The organism is Veronia nyctiphanis, assembly GCF_004116385.1.
Classification (GTDB): Bacteria; Pseudomonadota; Gammaproteobacteria; order Enterobacterales; family Vibrionaceae; genus Veronia; species Veronia nyctiphanis.
Map to the genome: position 1 here is coordinate 246079 of NZ_PEIB01000001.1, position 15770 is coordinate 261848.

Sequence of the window (15770 nt, forward strand, 5' to 3'; positions counted from 1 at the left end):
AAAACGAGGCCAGCTGGCCACCTCCCCGAGCCAGATTAAGGCACTTTTCCTTGCTGATAATGGAGTGAAACATGGCAGGTCACAGTAAATGGGCCAACATCAAACACCGTAAAGCAGCGCAAGACGCTAAACGCGGTAAAATCTTCACCAAACTTATCCGTGAAATTGTGGTGTCAGCAAAAGAAGGCGGCGCCGAAACAGAGAACAACCCACGCCTCCGTGCGGCAGTCGATAAAGCACTGTCAAACAACATGACCCGAGACACGGTTAACCGTGCCATCTCACGCGGTGCGGGTGGTGAAGGTGACGAGAATATGGAGACCGTCATCTACGAAGGTTACGGTCCGGGCGGAACAGCAGTCATGGTGGAATGTCTGACAGACAATCGTAATCGGACTGTTTCCGGCGTTCGTCACGCGTTCTCAAAAGCAGGTGGCAATCTGGGCACCGATGGTAGCGTGAACTATTTGTTTGAAAAGAAAGGCGTGATTTCTTACGCATCGGGTCTGGATGAGGACGAGGTGATGGAAGCGGCGCTGGAGGGGGGTGCAGACGATGTTGAGACGCATGAAGATGGCTCAATTGACGTTTACACCTCGCCGTCTGATTTTGGCCCGGTCAAAGATGCACTCGATGCTGCTGACTTAGAAGCACAAAATGCAGAAGTAACATTGGTTCCTTCTACTAAGGCCGATCTGGATGCTGATACTGCGCCAAAACTGCTTCGCTTGATTGATGCCCTCGAAGATCTTGATGATGTTCAGGAGGTGTATCACAACGGTGATATTTCCGATGAGGTGGCTGCGACGTTGGAATAACTGACGGATGGCTATTATTCTCGGGATTGATCCGGGTTCGCGGATCACAGGCTATGGTGTGATTCGCCAGCAAGGACGTCATTTAGAGTACCTCGGAAGTGGTTGTATCCGCACTGAATCGGACGATTTGGCGGGTAAGCTAGGTCAGATTTATGCGGGTGTCAGTGAGGTGATCACTCAGTTTCAGCCTGATACCTTTGCTATTGAGCAAGTATTCATGGCCCGCAATGCAGACTCTGCACTCAAACTTGGACAAGCACGGGGCAGTGCAATGGTCGCTGCCGTTAATGCTGGCTTACCCGTTTCTGAATATGCTGCTCGCCTGATCAAACAGGCGGTTGTAGGCAAAGGCAGTGCAGATAAGAAGCAGGTACAACATATGGTGGTTCATATGCTAAAACTGGCTTCAACCCCACAGGCCGATGCTGCTGATGCATTGGCTGTGGCAATTTGTCACGCTCATACCAACCATACGCTAGTTGCAATGGCGGGGCAGGCATCACGTGCCCGGAGGGGCCGCTATCAGTAAACGTCTACATGAAAACGGCGGGACAAGGGATGCCTTCTCTCGCTGTTTCTTTTCAATGACCCAATAACTTTTCTATCTTCCTGTTAAATTTTGGGATGTTGTTTACTCTGGAAGAGTAGGCTGTCGATAAATAGGGAGGCAAAGTGACACAATCAACGCTGATCACAGCATCCAACAGTATACTTTTGGCTGTTGATATTCAGGAAGAACTGCTACCTGCAATTCACAACCATGTGTCTCTTTTACATCGGACGACTGTGCTACTCGATGTAGCGAGAAAACTCGATATCCCCAGAGTATTTAGCGAGCATTGCGTCGATAAAATTGGCCCCATCATCCTCATTTCTAACTTCAACCGCTGGCGAACATCATACGCTGACAAAAACGAATTTTAGTCTGGTCGCTGAACCTGGGGCCATCGCTGATCTTGCAGGTATGGAGAAACGGCAAGTCATCATTATCGGGATAGAAGCACACGTTTGTGTATTACAAAGCGCCATTGGTTTGCTAGAAAACGGCTTCGAAGTGTATCTGGGGTCTGATGCGATTGGGTCAAGAAGTTCTTCTCATGTTGATGATGCGATTCGACGAGCTGAAGTGAATGATTGGGTCTTATGTGAAGGCATGAGGTGTTATGTATTAATCTGAAATGAAACGCGAGTGTAGCACGAAATTGGCAACTTCCCCCTTATATTAACCCGGTTTCAAAAATCCTATCCCCCAAAAAGCCTGCCAAATAATTAAGGCTAACCTTGGCGGTGATGACTAATATTTTATGCAATTTGATTTATTTTCAGGTATTCCGTGAATTAATTCCCAGTCTCCTATTATCTCTCATAATCATCTTGAAACGAGATTAATTTTCATTAGGTTATCAATATCATCATAACTACCATATAAATTAGTCAGTCGGTAATACCAAGAATGAAAATTGCGATAATAGGTGCTGACGTAGCTGGCATATCAGTAATGAAATCACTATCAAACCATGTAAAAAGTCATGGTATTGGTAACACCTATTTAGACGGTACGGTTTATGAGCCTGAAAAAATGGGAGGCTTGGCTTATCAAACCAAAAGTAATGCATGTTTGCTTAACCTTCCAGCAGGTATAATGTCGATTGATTCAAGTAACTCCTCTTGTTTTTTACAATGGCTAAATAAAAACAACATACCTACGCACTCTATACCAAGGTATATATTCGGTAATTACTTAAAAGAACAGTACAACAAACTTATAAACGAAAGTAATCCTTGGATAAGGTTCAACAGTAAGGAACAAGCAGTTAAGAAAATAAGTAAAATAGGGAAGCTATTCAAAGTATACACTTTCAATAATTTTGACATTGTTGATAAAGTTGTATTATTTGCTGGCCATTCTGAGCCTACTTCTCTTATAGAGCAGACTGAAAACAGCAATTACATAAATAACCCATGGAAATATGATTTCACAAAAATAGATAAGCATAACAGTATCGCAATAGTAGGAACACGCTTAACCGCTTTCGATGTGGTCAAAAAGTTATTCTACAATGGCCATAAAGGACCAATCACTCTATTCTCTCGCACAAACAACCCACCGCACGTGAGAAGCCTAGTATCCTCCCCCATACCACTCAAGTACTTAAGATGGGATGTGATAGAGTCACTGAAAGATAACCATGGTCATGTCCCCTTAGAAAAAGTGATAGAACTTCTGTCTCATGAACTCTCTAATTCGGGAGATTCATTCCTTTTGTCATCGGAAAAAGTAACTTGCCCGTCTACGTTCATCGCTTCCCAACTCGATTTGGCAAAGAGTGCAAGCCCAGACCAAGAAATACTTAGCGCGCTATATCGTTCAAAGCTTATCGACCTTATTTGGATGAGATTATCATCAAAAGATAAATCCTACTTTTATGAAAACTTTCATAGCAAATGGATGTGTTTGGCACATCCTATTACTTTCGAAAATGGCGTTTTCCTTAATGATGCTATAGAAAGTGGCTATGTCCAAATAGAAAAAGGTCTAAAAGAAATCAAAGAAGATTACGTTTATGGATTTAGACTAATAACACAAAAATCCTTGGATTTTGATTACGTGGCAAATTGTACTGGCATGTCAAAATCCATTAAAAAACACAAATCCAGTTTATTATGTAGCATAGATACTGACGACAACTTATTAGAAAACCATTTTGGCGGGATCGATATCAATCCATATAATCTGCAAGTCATCTCTAAAAATGGCGAAGAAACGACAGGATTCTATGCCAATGGTGCGATTACTTGTGGCGTATTTTTCTCTGCATTTGCCACTATACACGCCGTACGAAATTCTTTTTCTATCGCAAATAATATCTTGTCTGATTTAAATATAGAACAGAGAGCATCAGCATGAAGCGTTCATTAGATGTTGAAAAGACAAGCGTTAGCGTGCTATTCGCCTTGTTAGTCGCCCTACCCATGATTTCCACGGACCTACTTGTTCCGGCGATACCTGTCGTTGTTGAACAGCTTGGTACAACGCAAGAGTTTGGCAAACTGACGTTCGTTTCTTACATGATAGGATTTGCAGCTTCTATACTGCTTTTTGGGATTGCTTCCGACAAGTTCGGGAGAAAACCCTGTCTGCTTTTATCCATATCCGTCTTCGTTTTGGCGTCTATCGGTTGCTATTTCAGCGACACGATTTCACAAATGATCTTCTTTCGTTTCCTTCAGCCTTTGGCATTGGGAGCTGCACGGTATTAGTTCGCTCTATCATAAGAGATGTCTACACGGAGTCGCAGGCCATCGGCATGCTAGCGGTCATTGCCGCTAGCATGACACTTTCTACACTCATTGCTCCCGTTCTAGGAGGAGCTATCGCAGAAATCGTTTCTTGGCGGCACATTTTTAGCTTACTGGTTTTGCTCGGCTTAAGCATTGGCGCAGCCGTTCTGATTTGGATCCCTGAAACAAATAGCAACACGGATAGTGAGGCTCTGCGATTACGTCGTTTGGCAAGTAAATTCCAACATTGTTGGCATAACCGTGCGTTCCTTGTGTATACACTCACTATTTCATTGGTATGGAGTGCATTTTTTCTATTTATCGTTGAGTCTTCCTTTATTTACCAGGGGGAATTTGATGTTGGGCTTCGTACTTTCGCACTGATTTTTGCGCTGATTTCTCAGGGTTATATCTGCGGCTCTTATGCAACGAAGAAACTGGTTTCTAAGGTAGGGGCGGATAGACTTATTTCCTATGGGCTGGCAGTTAGCACCCTCGCTTTGATGCTTTTAACACTCTCATCCCTGATCAACCCTGAACCGATTTCGGTGACAACTGGAATGTTTGTTTTTCTCTTCGGTTGTGGCTGATTGTCCCCAACTGCCAAGGAAAAGCACTACAGCCTTTTCCACATATCGCGGGGTTCGCGGGTAGTATCTTCTATTTTACAGAAATGATATTTGCTGGTTTTACATCCATGGCGATGAGCAAACTGGATCTTCCACTTTATGGTAGATTCTTAGCGATGTTTATTCTGCTGATCTTTGCCAGTACAGTTTTCATTTGGTATCTACGGCCAACCCTTGCAAAGCCAGAAGCTTGGCGTGCAAGTGGTAAATACTGAAATGGTACTGTTCGAATGGCTACATAAGGCTGATACCGAGGTATTTAAACAGGTATTGCCAGCAATTAAGAAGTTACTTCCATCGCCAGAAAATATGGATGCATTGACATCGTTATTTGACGCCGCTGATGAAGAGGAGAAAACCTGATTACGTTGAGGGTGTGAGGCGATTTGAAGATTCAAACCGCCTCTGGCAACTTCTGGGTTCAGACTATTTGGGCCAAATTCCTTTGAGTTCACTCAGCAGTGCACTGCTTGCTCCTTTCTCACCCAAAAACTTCATAATGATGGGGGTGAACTGACTTACCATCGCCGGATCAAGACCCAGACTGGTGAAGATCTTACTGACATCAGATGACGTGTTAAGCAGCGCTCCCAAACCTCCGGGAAGTGTATTTGTCAGGTTCTCCATTCCCGGAATTAAGCTGTTAAGCTCATTATTGTTCTTCTTACTCATCTGCCCGAGAGCCTGCGTGAGCAGCGCGCCTGCGCCACCTGCTGCTTGCTCTGAGCTTATGCCGAGAGATTGACTCAGCGAGTCGATGAGTGGACTGGCTGGGCTCTGTTGCTCAGTTTTTTTCTCGTCACTCAAAAGGCTGGGTAAGTTGAAGGCATGTGACACGACTGGCTGAGTCAGTGACACCAGTACGGTGAGAGAAATGAAAAGGGGATACTTCTTCATGGTTTGCTCCTATGACAAGGCGCAAATCGATACATCGAAAAGTAGGCTGGCCGGCGCACTTCACAAACCGAGTTGTCAGTAAGGGAAGTTTTCGCATCCATGCCGGGCGCATTTGTGATTTGCAGGGATAGAAAGTCGATGTAAATCAAACGCAAGAACATAGTAAACGTATGTATGACTTTGCAGAGTCCAAGATCTGCGAACGAAGGCATCGTGATGATAAACCTATCATCATTTCAACCAGAAATGATGAGGTGTTTGTTAAGGATGCAGGCGACCAATGTTATTTCATAACGTGTATATTCGTATTACCTGAACCAAAACTATCTGTTAACGTAAAAGAAAGGGTTTTCAATAAATCTAAGGATCAGAGTGAAAAATAAAAATACGAAAGACAATTCCCCACTTTCTCAAGTGAGCACGGGGAACGTTGTCCGTTGGATTGGTTCCTTTCTAAAGCCTCACAAGGGGCGTGTGTTTGGTGCGGTATTCTTTCTTTTATTAAGCTCGGTAGCATGGCTTGCGCTTGGACAAGGTGTTCGCTTGTTGATTGATGATGGCTTTCTCGCCGGTAACGGCGAACGTCTCACTCAAATTGTATTTTTGATCCTCGGTATTACCTTCTTAAGCTCTGTGGCGGTGTTTTTTCGCTTTTACTTCATGAGTTGGTTGGGCGAACGAGTCAGTGCTGACATCCGTTTAGAGATTTATAAAAAGATGTTGGCATTGTCGCCTTCCTTCTTTGCGAGGGAGCGCACGGGTGAGGTAATTAGCCGTTTCACTGCCGATACCACACTGTTGCAGACAGTTATCGGCTCAAGTCTTTCAATGGCTTTGCGTTCAGCGCTTTCTGTGGTTGGTGGGGTTATTATGATGGGGATAACCAGCATAAAGCTGACCGCCATGGTTCTGCTCGTTGTACCTGTCGTGCTGGTACCTGTGATGGTGCTAGGTAAAAAAGTAAGACGGCTGGCGCGGGTTAGTCAGGATAAAGTGGCTGATTTGGGTGCTCAGATAGACGAAACGCTTCATGAGATACATACCGTTCAGTCATACGGTCATGAAGAGGTTGATAACAAACAGTTCAGCTTGGGTGTTGAGGTGGCAATGTCGGCGGCGCGGAAACGTATCTGGTATCGTTCAATGCTTATTTTCGCTGTGATGATGTTGAGTATCTCGGCAATCGTCATTGTGACGTGGTTTGGCGCGCAAAGTGTGATTTCAGGCTCAATGAGCGGCGGTGAGTTGTCTGCCTTCATTTTCTACGCAGTTGTGGTCGCGGGTGCAGTGGCGACGATCAGTGAAGTGGTGGGTGAAATTCAGCGCGCAGCCGGCGCAAGTGAGCGACTGATTGAGCTGTCTCAGGCCACGCCTGATATTTCTGACCCGGAAGATGCAGTGAGTCTTCCCAAGGCCGTGTCCGGTTCATTGAGTTTTGAAGGCGTTAACTTTACATACCCCGGAGACAACGAAAGCCAAATCTTTACTGACCTTGACTTTAATGTCAAACCGGGAGAAAGAGTGGCGTTAGTTGGCCCGAGTGGAGCAGGAAAAAGTACCGTCTTTTCTTTGTTCCAGCGCTTCTTCGACCCTCAGTCTGGCAACGTGACGGTCGAAGGCATCCCTGTGTCTTCACTTTCTGTTGATGAGCTGCGTGAGCAGTTTGCGTTAGTGCCCCAAGAGTCAGTGATTTTCGCGATGTCAGTGCTTGAAAACGTCAGGTATGGGTTGCCAAATGCCTCTGAGGAACAGGTAATCGATGCTTGTCGTTCAGCCAGAGCAGACGAGTTCATTCAGGAATTGCCTGACGGCTATCACACAGAACTGGGTGAGCGGGGTGTCCGACTTTCCGGTGGCCAGAAGCAACGTATTTCAATTGCCAGAGCGATTTTGGCTGACAGGCCAATTCTTCTGCTTGATGAAGCCACCAGTGCGTTAGATGCGGTGAGTGAATTTCACGTCAAGCGCGCGCTGGACACCTTAATGCAAAAGAAAACGACGTTAATCATCGCCCACCGATTGTCGACTGTAGTGAATGCTGACCGCATCTTGGTAATGGATAAGGGTGAGCTGGTTGCCAGCGGGACACATGACGAGCTGATGCGCACCAGCGACGTGTACAAGGAGTTCGCCCGATTACAATTGATTAACGGTGAGGACAATACCACACCTCAACTGGTGGGTAGTTAAGACACCCCATCGCTCGAAAAATACCCTGTATGTGCAGGGTATTTTTAATTGCTGATTGTTTGGTCAACGTTTCAGTAAATCAAAAGGCCGAAAACTGGATATCTATCCAGTTGTTCATTATGCTATCGGGAATATCAAATGTAATAAGAGTAGCGACTTGTGATTGGCCGATTGCGCGGAACCCTTCTGGAAAAACAACCCCCTGAAATTCTTATTGAAGTAAATGGTATTGGCTACGAAGTCAGTATGCCGATGAACTGCATCTATGAACTTCCTGACTTAGGTGAAGAGGCAGTCATTTACACCCATTTCGTGGTGCGGGAAGACGCGCAGCTACTCTATGGCTTCAACACAACAGTCGAGCGCGCCTTATTCCGTGAGGTCATTAAAGCTAACGGGGTGGGGCCGAAGCTTGGCTTGTCTATTTTGTCAGGAATGACAGCGACACAGTTTGTTGACAGCGTCGAGCGTGAAGATATTTCAACGCTGGTGAAGATCCCCGGTGTTGGCAAGAAGACAGCAGAACGTTTGGTCATCGAAATGCGTGATCGCCTCAAGAACTGGCATGCGTTCGATTTGTTTACTCCCCATGCTGATGCCGCCGCAAAACGTGCTTCATCTGGCACCGACACAGTTGTTGCGGCGTCAAGCAATCCGAAAGATGAAGCAACCAGTGCATTGGTTGCCCTCGGGTATAAAGCTGCTCAGGCTGAGAAAGTGGTCAAGCAAGTTGCTCAGGATGGTATGAGCTGTGAAGCCATCATCCGTGAAGCATTACGGTCAATGGTGTAAAAGGACAACAGAATGATAGAAGCTGACCGTCTGACGTCTTCCGTTCCGCCCAGTAAAGAAGATGAGATTATTGATCGCGCAATACGCCCAAAGATGCTTGCTGATTATCAAGGGCAAGATCATGTTCGCGACCAGATGGAGATTTTTATTCATGCAGCGCGCAAGCGCGAGGAGGCTCTCGATCATCTACTGATCTTCGGTCCTCCGGGTTTGGGTAAAACTACGCTGGCAAATATCGTTGCCAATGAAATGGACGTGAATATTCGTACCACGTCCGGACCTGTTTTAGAAAAAGCAGGTGATCTTGCTGCACTTCTTACAAATCTGGAACCTCATGATGTGCTATTCATTGATGAAATACATCGTCTGAGCCCAGTGGTTGAAGAAGTGCTTTATCCGGCAATGGAAGACTATCAACTTGATATTATGATCGGTGAGGGGCCGGCTGCGCGCTCGATAAAGATCGATCTTCCTCCTTTCACTTTGGTGGGTGCTACAACCCGAGCAGGCTCTCTGACATCACCCCTTCGGGATCGTTTTGGTATTACTCAGCGTCTTGAGTATTACAACATTACTGATCTAAAGGGGATTGTGAAGCGCAGTGCAAATTGCCTTAATTTGGATATGGATGATCAGGGAGCGCTTGAGATAGCCCGCCGTGCGCGAGGGACACCCCGAATCGCTAACCGGTTGCTGCGGCGTGTTCGTGACTACGCAGAAGTAAAAGCTGATGGACGAATTTGTGCTGACATCGCCGCGAAAGCACTGGATATGCTTGATGTTGATACACAGGGCTTTGACTACATGGACAGAAAGCTCCTAAAAGCCATCATTGAGAAATTTGATGGGGGTCCTGTTGGTCTTGACAACTTAGCGGCTGCGATTGGCGAAGCGAAAGATACGATTGAAGATGTGTTGGAGCCTTTTCTTATTCAGCAAGGTTACCTTCAACGTACTCCTAGAGGCAGGATAGCCAGCCAACGATCTTACTTACACTTCGGTTTTGACCTGCCAGAATAAAAAATGTTGTTCAGAAAAAAGTGGCGCCTGAGGGCGCCGTTTTTTTATCAAAATCTAACTTAATAGACAGCGAATTTCTCAAGATATCCGACTCTTAGTAGTGAACTTTCAATAACCATAATGTATGTATGATTTCAAATCCTTCGATGATTAACATTTCATATCTTTGATTTAGATCAATTTTATAGGCGATATGGAAAGAAATGATTACGTGTATTTTGTGACTTTGACTGCACGAATCCTTTAACTGATTATGAAAAAGGCGTAACCTTTCTCCACAGTATATTAGGGGTTGATTGACAAAAAACCAACGTTTGAAAAACATTGGTGTAACAATTTATCGGCAGTAAATTCACATCTGCTGGAAGCAATAAAAACTGAGCCCTTATATCCCGCTAGTGTATTTATTTGAGCATTTACTTATAAGTACCTGAGTACTTACGTCAGTCGCACTGACAACGAAGGAGTTATCATGATAACTGACATAGTCGATCTGTCGCGGTTCCAGTTTGCATTAACTGCGATGTATCACTTCTTATTTGTTCCACTGACTCTTGGTATGGCGTTCTTGCTGGCCATCATGGAGTCGCTCTATGTCATGACCGACAAACAAGTTTACAAAGACATGACAAAATTCTGGGGTAAGTTGTTTGCTATCAACTTTGCTCTTGGAGTTACAACTGGTCTGACGATGGAGTTCCAGTTCGGTACAAACTGGGCATACTACTCACATTACGTGGGTGACATCTTCGGTGCCCCGCTGGCTATCGAAGCTCTTATGGCTTTCTTCCTCGAGTCTACCTTGATAGGTATGTTCTTCTTCGGTTGGGACCGACTCTCTAAGCGTCAGCACTTAACGGTAACTTGGTTGACTGCTATCGCATCTAACTTCTCCGCTCTGTGGATTCTTGTCGCTAATGGCTGGATGCAAAACCCAGTTGGCGCAGAGTTTAACTTCGAAACGATGCGTATGGAGATGTTGAGCTTTGCAGATGTCGTCATGAACCCAGTCGCTCAGGTGAAATTTGTTCACACGGTTTCTGCAGGTTACACGACTGGTGCAATGTTCGTTCTAGGTATCAGTTCTTACTACTTGCTGAAAGGTCGTGATTTGCCTTTCGCCCGTCGTTCATTTGCTATCGCGGCGTCATTTGGTATAGCTGCGATTCTGTCTACTCTGGTACTGGGTGATGATTCTGGTTATGAGTTGGGTGATGTACAGCAAGCGAAACTGGCAGCCATCGAGGCTGAGTGGCACACAGAAGAGGCGCCTGCCGCCTTTACCCTGTTTGGTCTTCCGAATCAGGAAACCATGCATACCGATTACGCCATTAAAATCCCTTATGTGATGGGGATTATCGCGACGCGCTCACTCGATACGCCAGTGTTGGGTTTGAGTGATCTGGTAGCGAAAAATGAGCTGCGTATTCGTAACGGGATGGTGGCTTACGAGTTGCTTGAAAAACTTCGTTCAGGTGACAAGACACCAGAAAATATCGCTAAGTTTGATGAAGTGAAACATGATCTGGGTTATGGCCTGCTGTTGAAAGCGCATACCGATGATGTTCCTAATGCCACAGAGTCTGAAATTAAGGCCGCGGCGAAAGATTCGATCCCGCATGTTGCGCCTCTGTTCTTCGCGTTCCGCATTATGGTCGGATGTGGTGTTGCCATGCTCTTCATCTTTGGAATGGCATTCTATCAAACCTGCCGTCAGCGTATCGGTCAAAAACCGTGGTTACTTAAACTAGCGTTGTTCTCTATCCCGCTGCCGTGGATTGCCTCTGAGGCTGGCTGGTTTGTCGCCGAGTTTGGTCGTCAGCCGTGGGCCGTCGGTGAAATTCTGCCAGTGACCATGGCCCACTCCGAGGTACCTGTGAGTGACCTGTGGGTATCATTAGCAACCATTATTGCCTTGTATACCGTGTTCCTGATCGTAGAAATGTATCTGATGTTTAAGTTCGCGCGTCTCGGTCCAAGCAGCCTTAAAACAGGTCGCTATCACTTCGAGCAAGAAGGCTTTAAACCCGAACTGTCTCGTCAAGTTGAAGTGTAAGGGAGAGCTAACATGTTTGACTATGAATTAATCCGTTTCATTTGGTGGGCGTTAATCGGTGTGCTTTGCATCGGCTTTGCGGTAACAGATGGCTTTGATATGGGGGTCGGCGCGCTGGTCCCGGTTATCGGTAAAACAGACAATGAACGTCGTATCATGATTAACTCTATTGCCCCGCACTGGATGGTAATCAGGTATGGCTTATCACTGCGGGTGGTGCGCTTTTCGCAGCATGGCCGTTGGTTTATGCCACGTCTTTCTCTGGCTTTTATCTGGCGATGATACTGACGCTGGCAGCTTTGTGGCTTCGTCCTATCGGTTTCGACTACCGCTCAAAGATTGAGAATCCAACGTGGCGTAAGAACTGGGACCGTGCGATTTTCGTGGGCAGTTTTGTGCCACCAATCATCTTTGGTGTTGCTTTTGGTAATCTTCTTCAGGGATTGCCATTCGAGTTCAACGAGTTTCTGATCCCGACATACAAAGGCGGCTTTTTCGACCTGCTTAATCCGTTTGCATTACTGTGTGGCCTTGTCAGTCTGTTTATGGTTTTGGCGCAAGGTGCAAACTGGCTTCAGATGAAAACGACGGACGCGCTGAGAGACAGAGCAAGAGTCATGTCTCAACTCAGCTCCGTGCTTATGGTCGTTTGTTTTGTTGTTGCAGGTATCTGGGTTCAAAGCATTCAGGGTTATGTCGTCACCAGTCAGCTTATTCACGATGCGGCGTCAAATCCGCTTAACAAAGAAGTGATGCTGGAAACAGGTGCGTGGTTCAGAAATTACGAAACGTATCCGCTGCTGTGGATTGCACCGACACTGGCGGTTTTCATGCCTTTGCTGTCGGCTCTGGCTTCACGCTTTAATCGTTGTGGTTTCGCGTTCCTGTTTTCAAGTCTCGCTATTGCAGGAGTAATTTTGACAGCAGGGTTTGCTTTGTTTCCATTCATCATGCCGTCAAGTCTTGTGCCTGCGCACAGCCTGACGATGTGGGATTCCACGTCTAGCCAGTTAACATTGACAATCATGACATGTGTGGCCTCTGTTATGGTGCCTGTTATCCTTGGCTACACGACTTGGTGTTACTACAAAATGTTTGGCCGTCTCGATGAAAAATACATCGAAGACAACAAATCATCACTTTATTGATAGAGGGAGTAGACCATGTGGTATTTTACTTGGATTCTAGGTGTATTACTGGCGTGCTCATTCGGCATTATCAATGCATTATGGCTTGAGCATACTGAAGCAATGGACAAGGACTGTGAGAAGTAAGCTGATAAGCGCATTAGATAGCATCCACGACTGGCTTCAGCGTTCAATACTGAGTGTGTTCTCGCTGGTCATGGCGGTTGCCTGCGGTGGGTTAGTCATGTGGGACCCCCATGCTTTTTCAAATGCGATTGGCGGTTTTTCAGCGGCTAATGCCACCGCGATAATCTGGCAACATGCTGTAGCCTGATTCATGGTGTGGGATTTAAGCCAAAGGCCTTTTTTTGGCAGTTGATGTTCTTCCCGCCATTAGCTTGGTTGGTTCTTCTAGCCACGTTTCTGACTGTGTATTCCTAATATAAGCCAGATATTTATGAGACAAAGCCCAATATTTTTGTATTGGGCTTTTTTATTTTCAAACAGGCTCTAATAATTTAATAAACTATTGTTCTAAATATGAACATACGCGGATTGTAGGGCTTTCATAATTAATTAAAAGTCCGGTATAGTGAAGCGTGATAAATTAATAGAGATTTTCAGGTAATTATTCAGGATGACTAATTTCCGTCCATTTCGGTGGCCAGTTCGCGTTTACTATGAAGACACAGATGTCGGCGGCCTCGTCTACCATTCCAACTTCCTCAAATACTTCGAACGTGCAAGAAGCGAACTATTACGGGAAATTGGTGTCAATCAAGTGGAATTATTCGAGCAAAATACAGCATTTGTTGTGAGCCGAGTAGAAATGGATTTTAAGAAAGGCGCGAAGTTTGATGATCTGCTCACCGTTGAAACAAAGCTCATTGAAGCCAAGAAGGTTACGATGACCGTTGATCAGAAGATCCTAAACCAACAGAATGACGTGCTATGTCAGGCCATCATAAAGATTGCTTGCATTGATACCGCAACGTCCAGACCCAAACAGAGCCCTATGAACCAACTGCTTAACGCGGAGATGCTAAGTGAACGCTGAATTATCAATCCTGGATTTATTTTTGCAGGCGAGCCTGCTTGTAAAATCCGTCATGCTTATCTTACTAGGAATGTCTGTCGTCTCCTGGACGATGATAGTCCAGCGTTCAAGAGCATTGTCTCAGGCGTCTGAAAAAGTAGAGCGTTTTGAAGACAGATTCTGGTCGGGCGTTGACCTAAGTCAGCTCTATCAAGAAGTAAAAGCCCGTAAACACTATTTAAGCGGAAGCGAACAAATTTTTTACGCGGGATTTACCGAATATGCCAGATTGCATCGCAGCAACGGCCGAGTGCCTGAAGCCGTGATGGAGGGCGCTTCTCGTGCTATGCGAGTTTCATTGTCAAAAGAAGTTGAAGATTTAGAAACACATTTGCCGTTTTTGGCGACTGTTGGTTCAATCAGCCCTTATATTGGTCTTTTCGGGACAGTCTGGGGGATCATGCACGCGTTCATCGGTCTGGGCGCAGTTAAACAAGCTACGCTGTCAATGGTCGCACCTGGTATTGCTGAAGCACTTGTTGCAACAGCAATGGGCCTATTTGCAGCGATTCCAGCCGTCATGTTTTACAACCGCCTCAGTCATCGCGTAAACCGCCTTGAGAATGACTACGCAAATTTCATGGAAGAATTTTCGAGCATCCTTCACCGTCAGGCTTTTGCTTCACCTCAGCAGGAGCAGCAGTAAATGGCTCACCTTGTAAAGCGTCGCAAAATGGAGGCCCAAATCAACGTTGTGCCTTACATTGATGTCATGCTTGTTCTTCTGATCATCTTCATGGTGACAGCGCCATTTGTTACTCAAGGTGTGGATGTCGAGCTTCCGAAGACCACAACGGCAAAAACTGCCAGTGAATTGGCTAAAGACAGTGAAAATGCCAGCTTTATTATTGTTGAAGTTGACCAAAACGGTGGTTTAGGCCTCAGCGTTGATAACGGTGACATGCAGCATGGCCTTTCCATCACGGACCTGGTGTATCGGGTGAAAGCTGAACTCGAATTAAACCCTTCCTCACCAGTATTGGTAGGGGGTGACGGTCGTGTTCCTTATGCAGAAATCATATTAACACTTGATGAATTGAACAAAGCGGGTGTTACCTCTGTAGGCTTAATGACCGAGCCGCTTGAGCCGTAAATGAGACAGTGAATGAAAAGAATCAATAACAGTAGTTACGGTCTAGCAATATTGGCATCCGTCGTTTTGCATGGCGTGTTGCTCGCTGTACTGTTATGGGGTACGGATTTTACAACAAAGAAGCAGCAGAACAATGGCGGTAGCGTGATTGATGCTGTTGTCATTGACCGGCTCTTGTGTCTCAACAGGCGCGTCAGATTCGTGCTCAGCGTGAAGAAGCAAAACGGCGTGAGGATGAGCGGCTTAATCTGCTCAAAAACCAAGTCAATGAATTGGAACGGCAGCGAGAACTCGACGAAAAGCGTTTGAGAGATTTAAAACAACAGAAGTTGTCTGCGGAGAAAGCAGCCCGTGAGGCTGAAAAAGAACGTCAGAAAGTCGCTGAAGAGCGCAAAAAATTGGCTGAAGAAAAAAGGAAAGCTGATGAGGCCGCGAAACTTGCTCGTAAGAAAGTTGCTGAAGAAGAAGCTGAAATTCAACGCAAGATAGCAGAGAGAAAACAGGCTGAGGAAGACACCCGAAAGGCTAATGAAGCAAAACAGCAAGCCGAACGTGAGAGTAAGGCGCAACTGGTAGAACAACAGAAAGCGCAAGAAGCTGCTGAAAAAGCGAAAGCCGCAGCTCAAAAAGCGGAACAAGAAAGACAGAAAAAAATAGCTGAACAGAAAAAAGCCGAGGCCGCAGCTAAAAAAGCAGAGCAGGAAAGGCTCAAGAAAATAGAAGAGAAAAAGAAAGCCGAAAGAAGCAGCCAAAAAAGCTGAGCAAGAGCG

At 45.7% G+C, this 15770-nt stretch carries 18 protein-coding genes and 2 pseudogenes; 19 read left to right on the top strand and 1 reads right to left on the bottom strand.

Annotated elements, in window-relative coordinates; translation table 11 throughout:
• Nucleotides 1-71: 71 nt before the first annotated feature.
• From CS022_RS01125 to CS022_RS01160, 8 genes are all read left to right on the top strand, one after another.
• Nucleotides 72-818, top strand: a complete 747-nt coding sequence (locus CS022_RS01125; protein ID WP_129120735.1) for a YebC/PmpR family DNA-binding transcriptional regulator — start codon at nucleotides 72-74, stop codon at nucleotides 816-818.
• 7 nt (nucleotides 819-825) lie between these two features.
• Nucleotides 826-1347 (top strand): crossover junction endodeoxyribonuclease RuvC, encoded by a 522-nt coding sequence (ruvC, locus tag CS022_RS01130; protein WP_129120736.1) that lies wholly within the window; start codon nucleotides 826-828, stop codon nucleotides 1345-1347.
• A 143-nt stretch (nucleotides 1348-1490) separates the two neighbouring features.
• Nucleotides 1491-1742 carry a cysteine hydrolase family protein gene (locus CS022_RS01135; RefSeq protein ID WP_129120737.1) on the top strand — a complete coding sequence of 84 codons (252 nt, stop codon included), beginning with the start codon at nucleotides 1491-1493 and terminating at the stop codon, nucleotides 1740-1742.
• Complete coding sequence (locus CS022_RS01140; protein ID WP_201746175.1) at nucleotides 1672-1995, top strand: isochorismatase family protein; 324 nt, start codon at nucleotides 1672-1674, stop codon at nucleotides 1993-1995. Before CS022_RS01135 ends, CS022_RS01140 begins: the two co-directional genes overlap by 71 nt.
• A 276-nt stretch (nucleotides 1996-2271) precedes the next feature.
• The gene (locus CS022_RS01145) at nucleotides 2272-3726 is read left to right on the top strand and encodes an FAD/NAD(P)-binding protein (protein ID WP_129120739.1); all 1455 of its coding nucleotides are present in this window, start codon (nucleotides 2272-2274) and stop codon (nucleotides 3724-3726) included.
• Entirely contained in the window at nucleotides 3723-4079 is a 357-nt protein-coding gene (locus CS022_RS27060) for an MFS transporter (RefSeq protein WP_129120740.1), read from the top strand. Before CS022_RS01145 ends, CS022_RS27060 begins: the two co-directional genes overlap by 4 nt.
• A 47-nt stretch (nucleotides 4080-4126) precedes the next feature.
• Nucleotides 4127-4690, top strand: a complete 564-nt coding sequence (locus CS022_RS27065; RefSeq protein WP_268967841.1) for an MFS transporter — start codon at nucleotides 4127-4129, stop codon at nucleotides 4688-4690.
• Between the two features lie 174 nt (nucleotides 4691-4864).
• Nucleotides 4865-5092 carry a hypothetical protein gene (locus tag CS022_RS01160; protein WP_129120742.1) on the top strand — a complete coding sequence of 76 codons (228 nt, stop codon included), beginning with the start codon at nucleotides 4865-4867 and terminating at the stop codon, nucleotides 5090-5092.
• Nucleotides 5093-5155: 63 nt separating this feature from the next.
• Here the strand turns inward: CS022_RS01160 and CS022_RS01165 are convergent, their stop codons facing one another.
• Nucleotides 5156-5626 carry a DUF2780 domain-containing protein gene (locus CS022_RS01165; protein ID WP_129120743.1) on the bottom strand — a complete coding sequence of 157 codons (471 nt, stop codon included), beginning with the start codon at nucleotides 5624-5626 and terminating at the stop codon, nucleotides 5156-5158.
• Nucleotides 5627-5998: 372 nt separating this feature from the next.
• Here CS022_RS01165 and CS022_RS01170 point away from each other — a divergent pair, with 372 nt between their 5' ends.
• The 11 genes and pseudogenes from CS022_RS01170 to CS022_RS25750 all read left to right on the top strand — a co-directional run bounded on the left by CS022_RS01170 (nucleotide 5999) and on the right by CS022_RS25750 (nucleotide 15761).
• A complete protein-coding gene (locus tag CS022_RS01170; RefSeq protein WP_201746176.1) occupies nucleotides 5999-7816 on the top strand; it encodes an ABC transporter transmembrane domain-containing protein in 1818 nt (605 codons plus the stop codon).
• Nucleotides 7817-7975: 159 nt separating this feature from the next.
• Entirely contained in the window at nucleotides 7976-8608 is a 633-nt protein-coding gene (ruvA, locus tag CS022_RS01175) for a Holliday junction branch migration protein RuvA (RefSeq protein WP_129120744.1), read from the top strand.
• 12 nt (nucleotides 8609-8620) lie between these two features.
• Nucleotides 8621-9628 carry a Holliday junction branch migration DNA helicase RuvB gene (gene ruvB / locus CS022_RS01180; RefSeq protein WP_129120745.1) on the top strand — a complete coding sequence of 336 codons (1008 nt, stop codon included), beginning with the start codon at nucleotides 8621-8623 and terminating at the stop codon, nucleotides 9626-9628.
• Nucleotides 9629-10103: 475 nt separating this feature from the next.
• Nucleotides 10104-11684, top strand: a complete 1581-nt coding sequence (locus CS022_RS01185) for a cytochrome ubiquinol oxidase subunit I (protein WP_201746184.1) — start codon at nucleotides 10104-10106, stop codon at nucleotides 11682-11684.
• Between the two features lie 12 nt (nucleotides 11685-11696).
• Nucleotides 11697-12832: pseudogene (gene cydB / locus CS022_RS01190) on the top strand (cytochrome d ubiquinol oxidase subunit II).
• Between the two features lie 15 nt (nucleotides 12833-12847).
• Nucleotides 12848-12958 carry a cytochrome bd-I oxidase subunit CydX gene (cydX, locus tag CS022_RS01195; RefSeq protein ID WP_129120747.1) on the top strand — a complete coding sequence of 37 codons (111 nt, stop codon included), beginning with the start codon at nucleotides 12848-12850 and terminating at the stop codon, nucleotides 12956-12958.
• A 97-nt stretch (nucleotides 12959-13055) separates the two neighbouring features.
• Nucleotides 13056-13252: pseudogene (locus CS022_RS25745) on the top strand (cyd operon YbgE family protein).
• A gap of 196 nt (nucleotides 13253-13448) precedes the next feature.
• Nucleotides 13449-13868 (top strand): tol-pal system-associated acyl-CoA thioesterase, encoded by a 420-nt coding sequence (ybgC, locus tag CS022_RS01205; RefSeq protein WP_129120748.1) that lies wholly within the window; start codon nucleotides 13449-13451, stop codon nucleotides 13866-13868.
• Entirely contained in the window at nucleotides 13858-14553 is a 696-nt protein-coding gene (gene tolQ / locus CS022_RS01210) for a protein TolQ (RefSeq protein ID WP_129120749.1), read from the top strand. Before ybgC ends, tolQ begins: the two co-directional genes overlap by 11 nt.
• Nucleotides 14554-15000 carry a protein TolR gene (gene tolR, locus CS022_RS01215; protein ID WP_129120750.1) on the top strand — a complete coding sequence of 149 codons (447 nt, stop codon included), beginning with the start codon at nucleotides 14554-14556 and terminating at the stop codon, nucleotides 14998-15000. It abuts the gene before it with no gap.
• Nucleotides 15001-15176: 176 nt separating this feature from the next.
• Entirely contained in the window at nucleotides 15177-15761 is a 585-nt protein-coding gene (locus tag CS022_RS25750) for a cell envelope integrity protein TolA (RefSeq protein WP_235869180.1), read from the top strand.
• The last annotated feature ends 9 nt before the right edge of the window (nucleotides 15762-15770 follow it).

Excerpts from the sequence above, each read along its gene's own strand:
- CS022_RS01125 (WP_129120735.1), top strand. The coding sequence starts at position 72 with ATGGCAGGTCACAGTAAATGGGCCAACATCAAACACCGTAAAGCAGCG.
- ruvC (WP_129120736.1), top strand. The coding sequence starts at position 826 with ATGGCTATTATTCTCGGGATTGATCCGGGTTCGCGGATCACAGGCTAT.
- CS022_RS01145 (WP_129120739.1), top strand. The coding sequence starts at position 2,272 with ATGAAAATTGCGATAATAGGTGCTGACGTAGCTGGCATATCAGTAATG.
- CS022_RS27060 (WP_129120740.1), top strand. The coding sequence starts at position 3,723 with ATGAAGCGTTCATTAGATGTTGAAAAGACAAGCGTTAGCGTGCTATTC.
- CS022_RS27065 (WP_268967841.1), top strand. The coding sequence starts at position 4,127 with ATGCTAGCGGTCATTGCCGCTAGCATGACACTTTCTACACTCATTGCT.
- CS022_RS01165 (WP_129120743.1), bottom strand. The coding sequence starts at position 5,626 with ATGAAGAAGTATCCCCTTTTCATTTCTCTCACCGTACTGGTGTCACTG.
- ruvB (WP_129120745.1), top strand. The coding sequence starts at position 8,621 with ATGATAGAAGCTGACCGTCTGACGTCTTCCGTTCCGCCCAGTAAAGAA.
- cydX (WP_129120747.1), top strand. The coding sequence starts at position 12,848 with ATGTGGTATTTTACTTGGATTCTAGGTGTATTACTGGCGTGCTCATTC.
- ybgC (WP_129120748.1), top strand. The coding sequence starts at position 13,449 with ATGACTAATTTCCGTCCATTTCGGTGGCCAGTTCGCGTTTACTATGAA.
- tolR (WP_129120750.1), top strand. The coding sequence starts at position 14,554 with ATGGCTCACCTTGTAAAGCGTCGCAAAATGGAGGCCCAAATCAACGTT.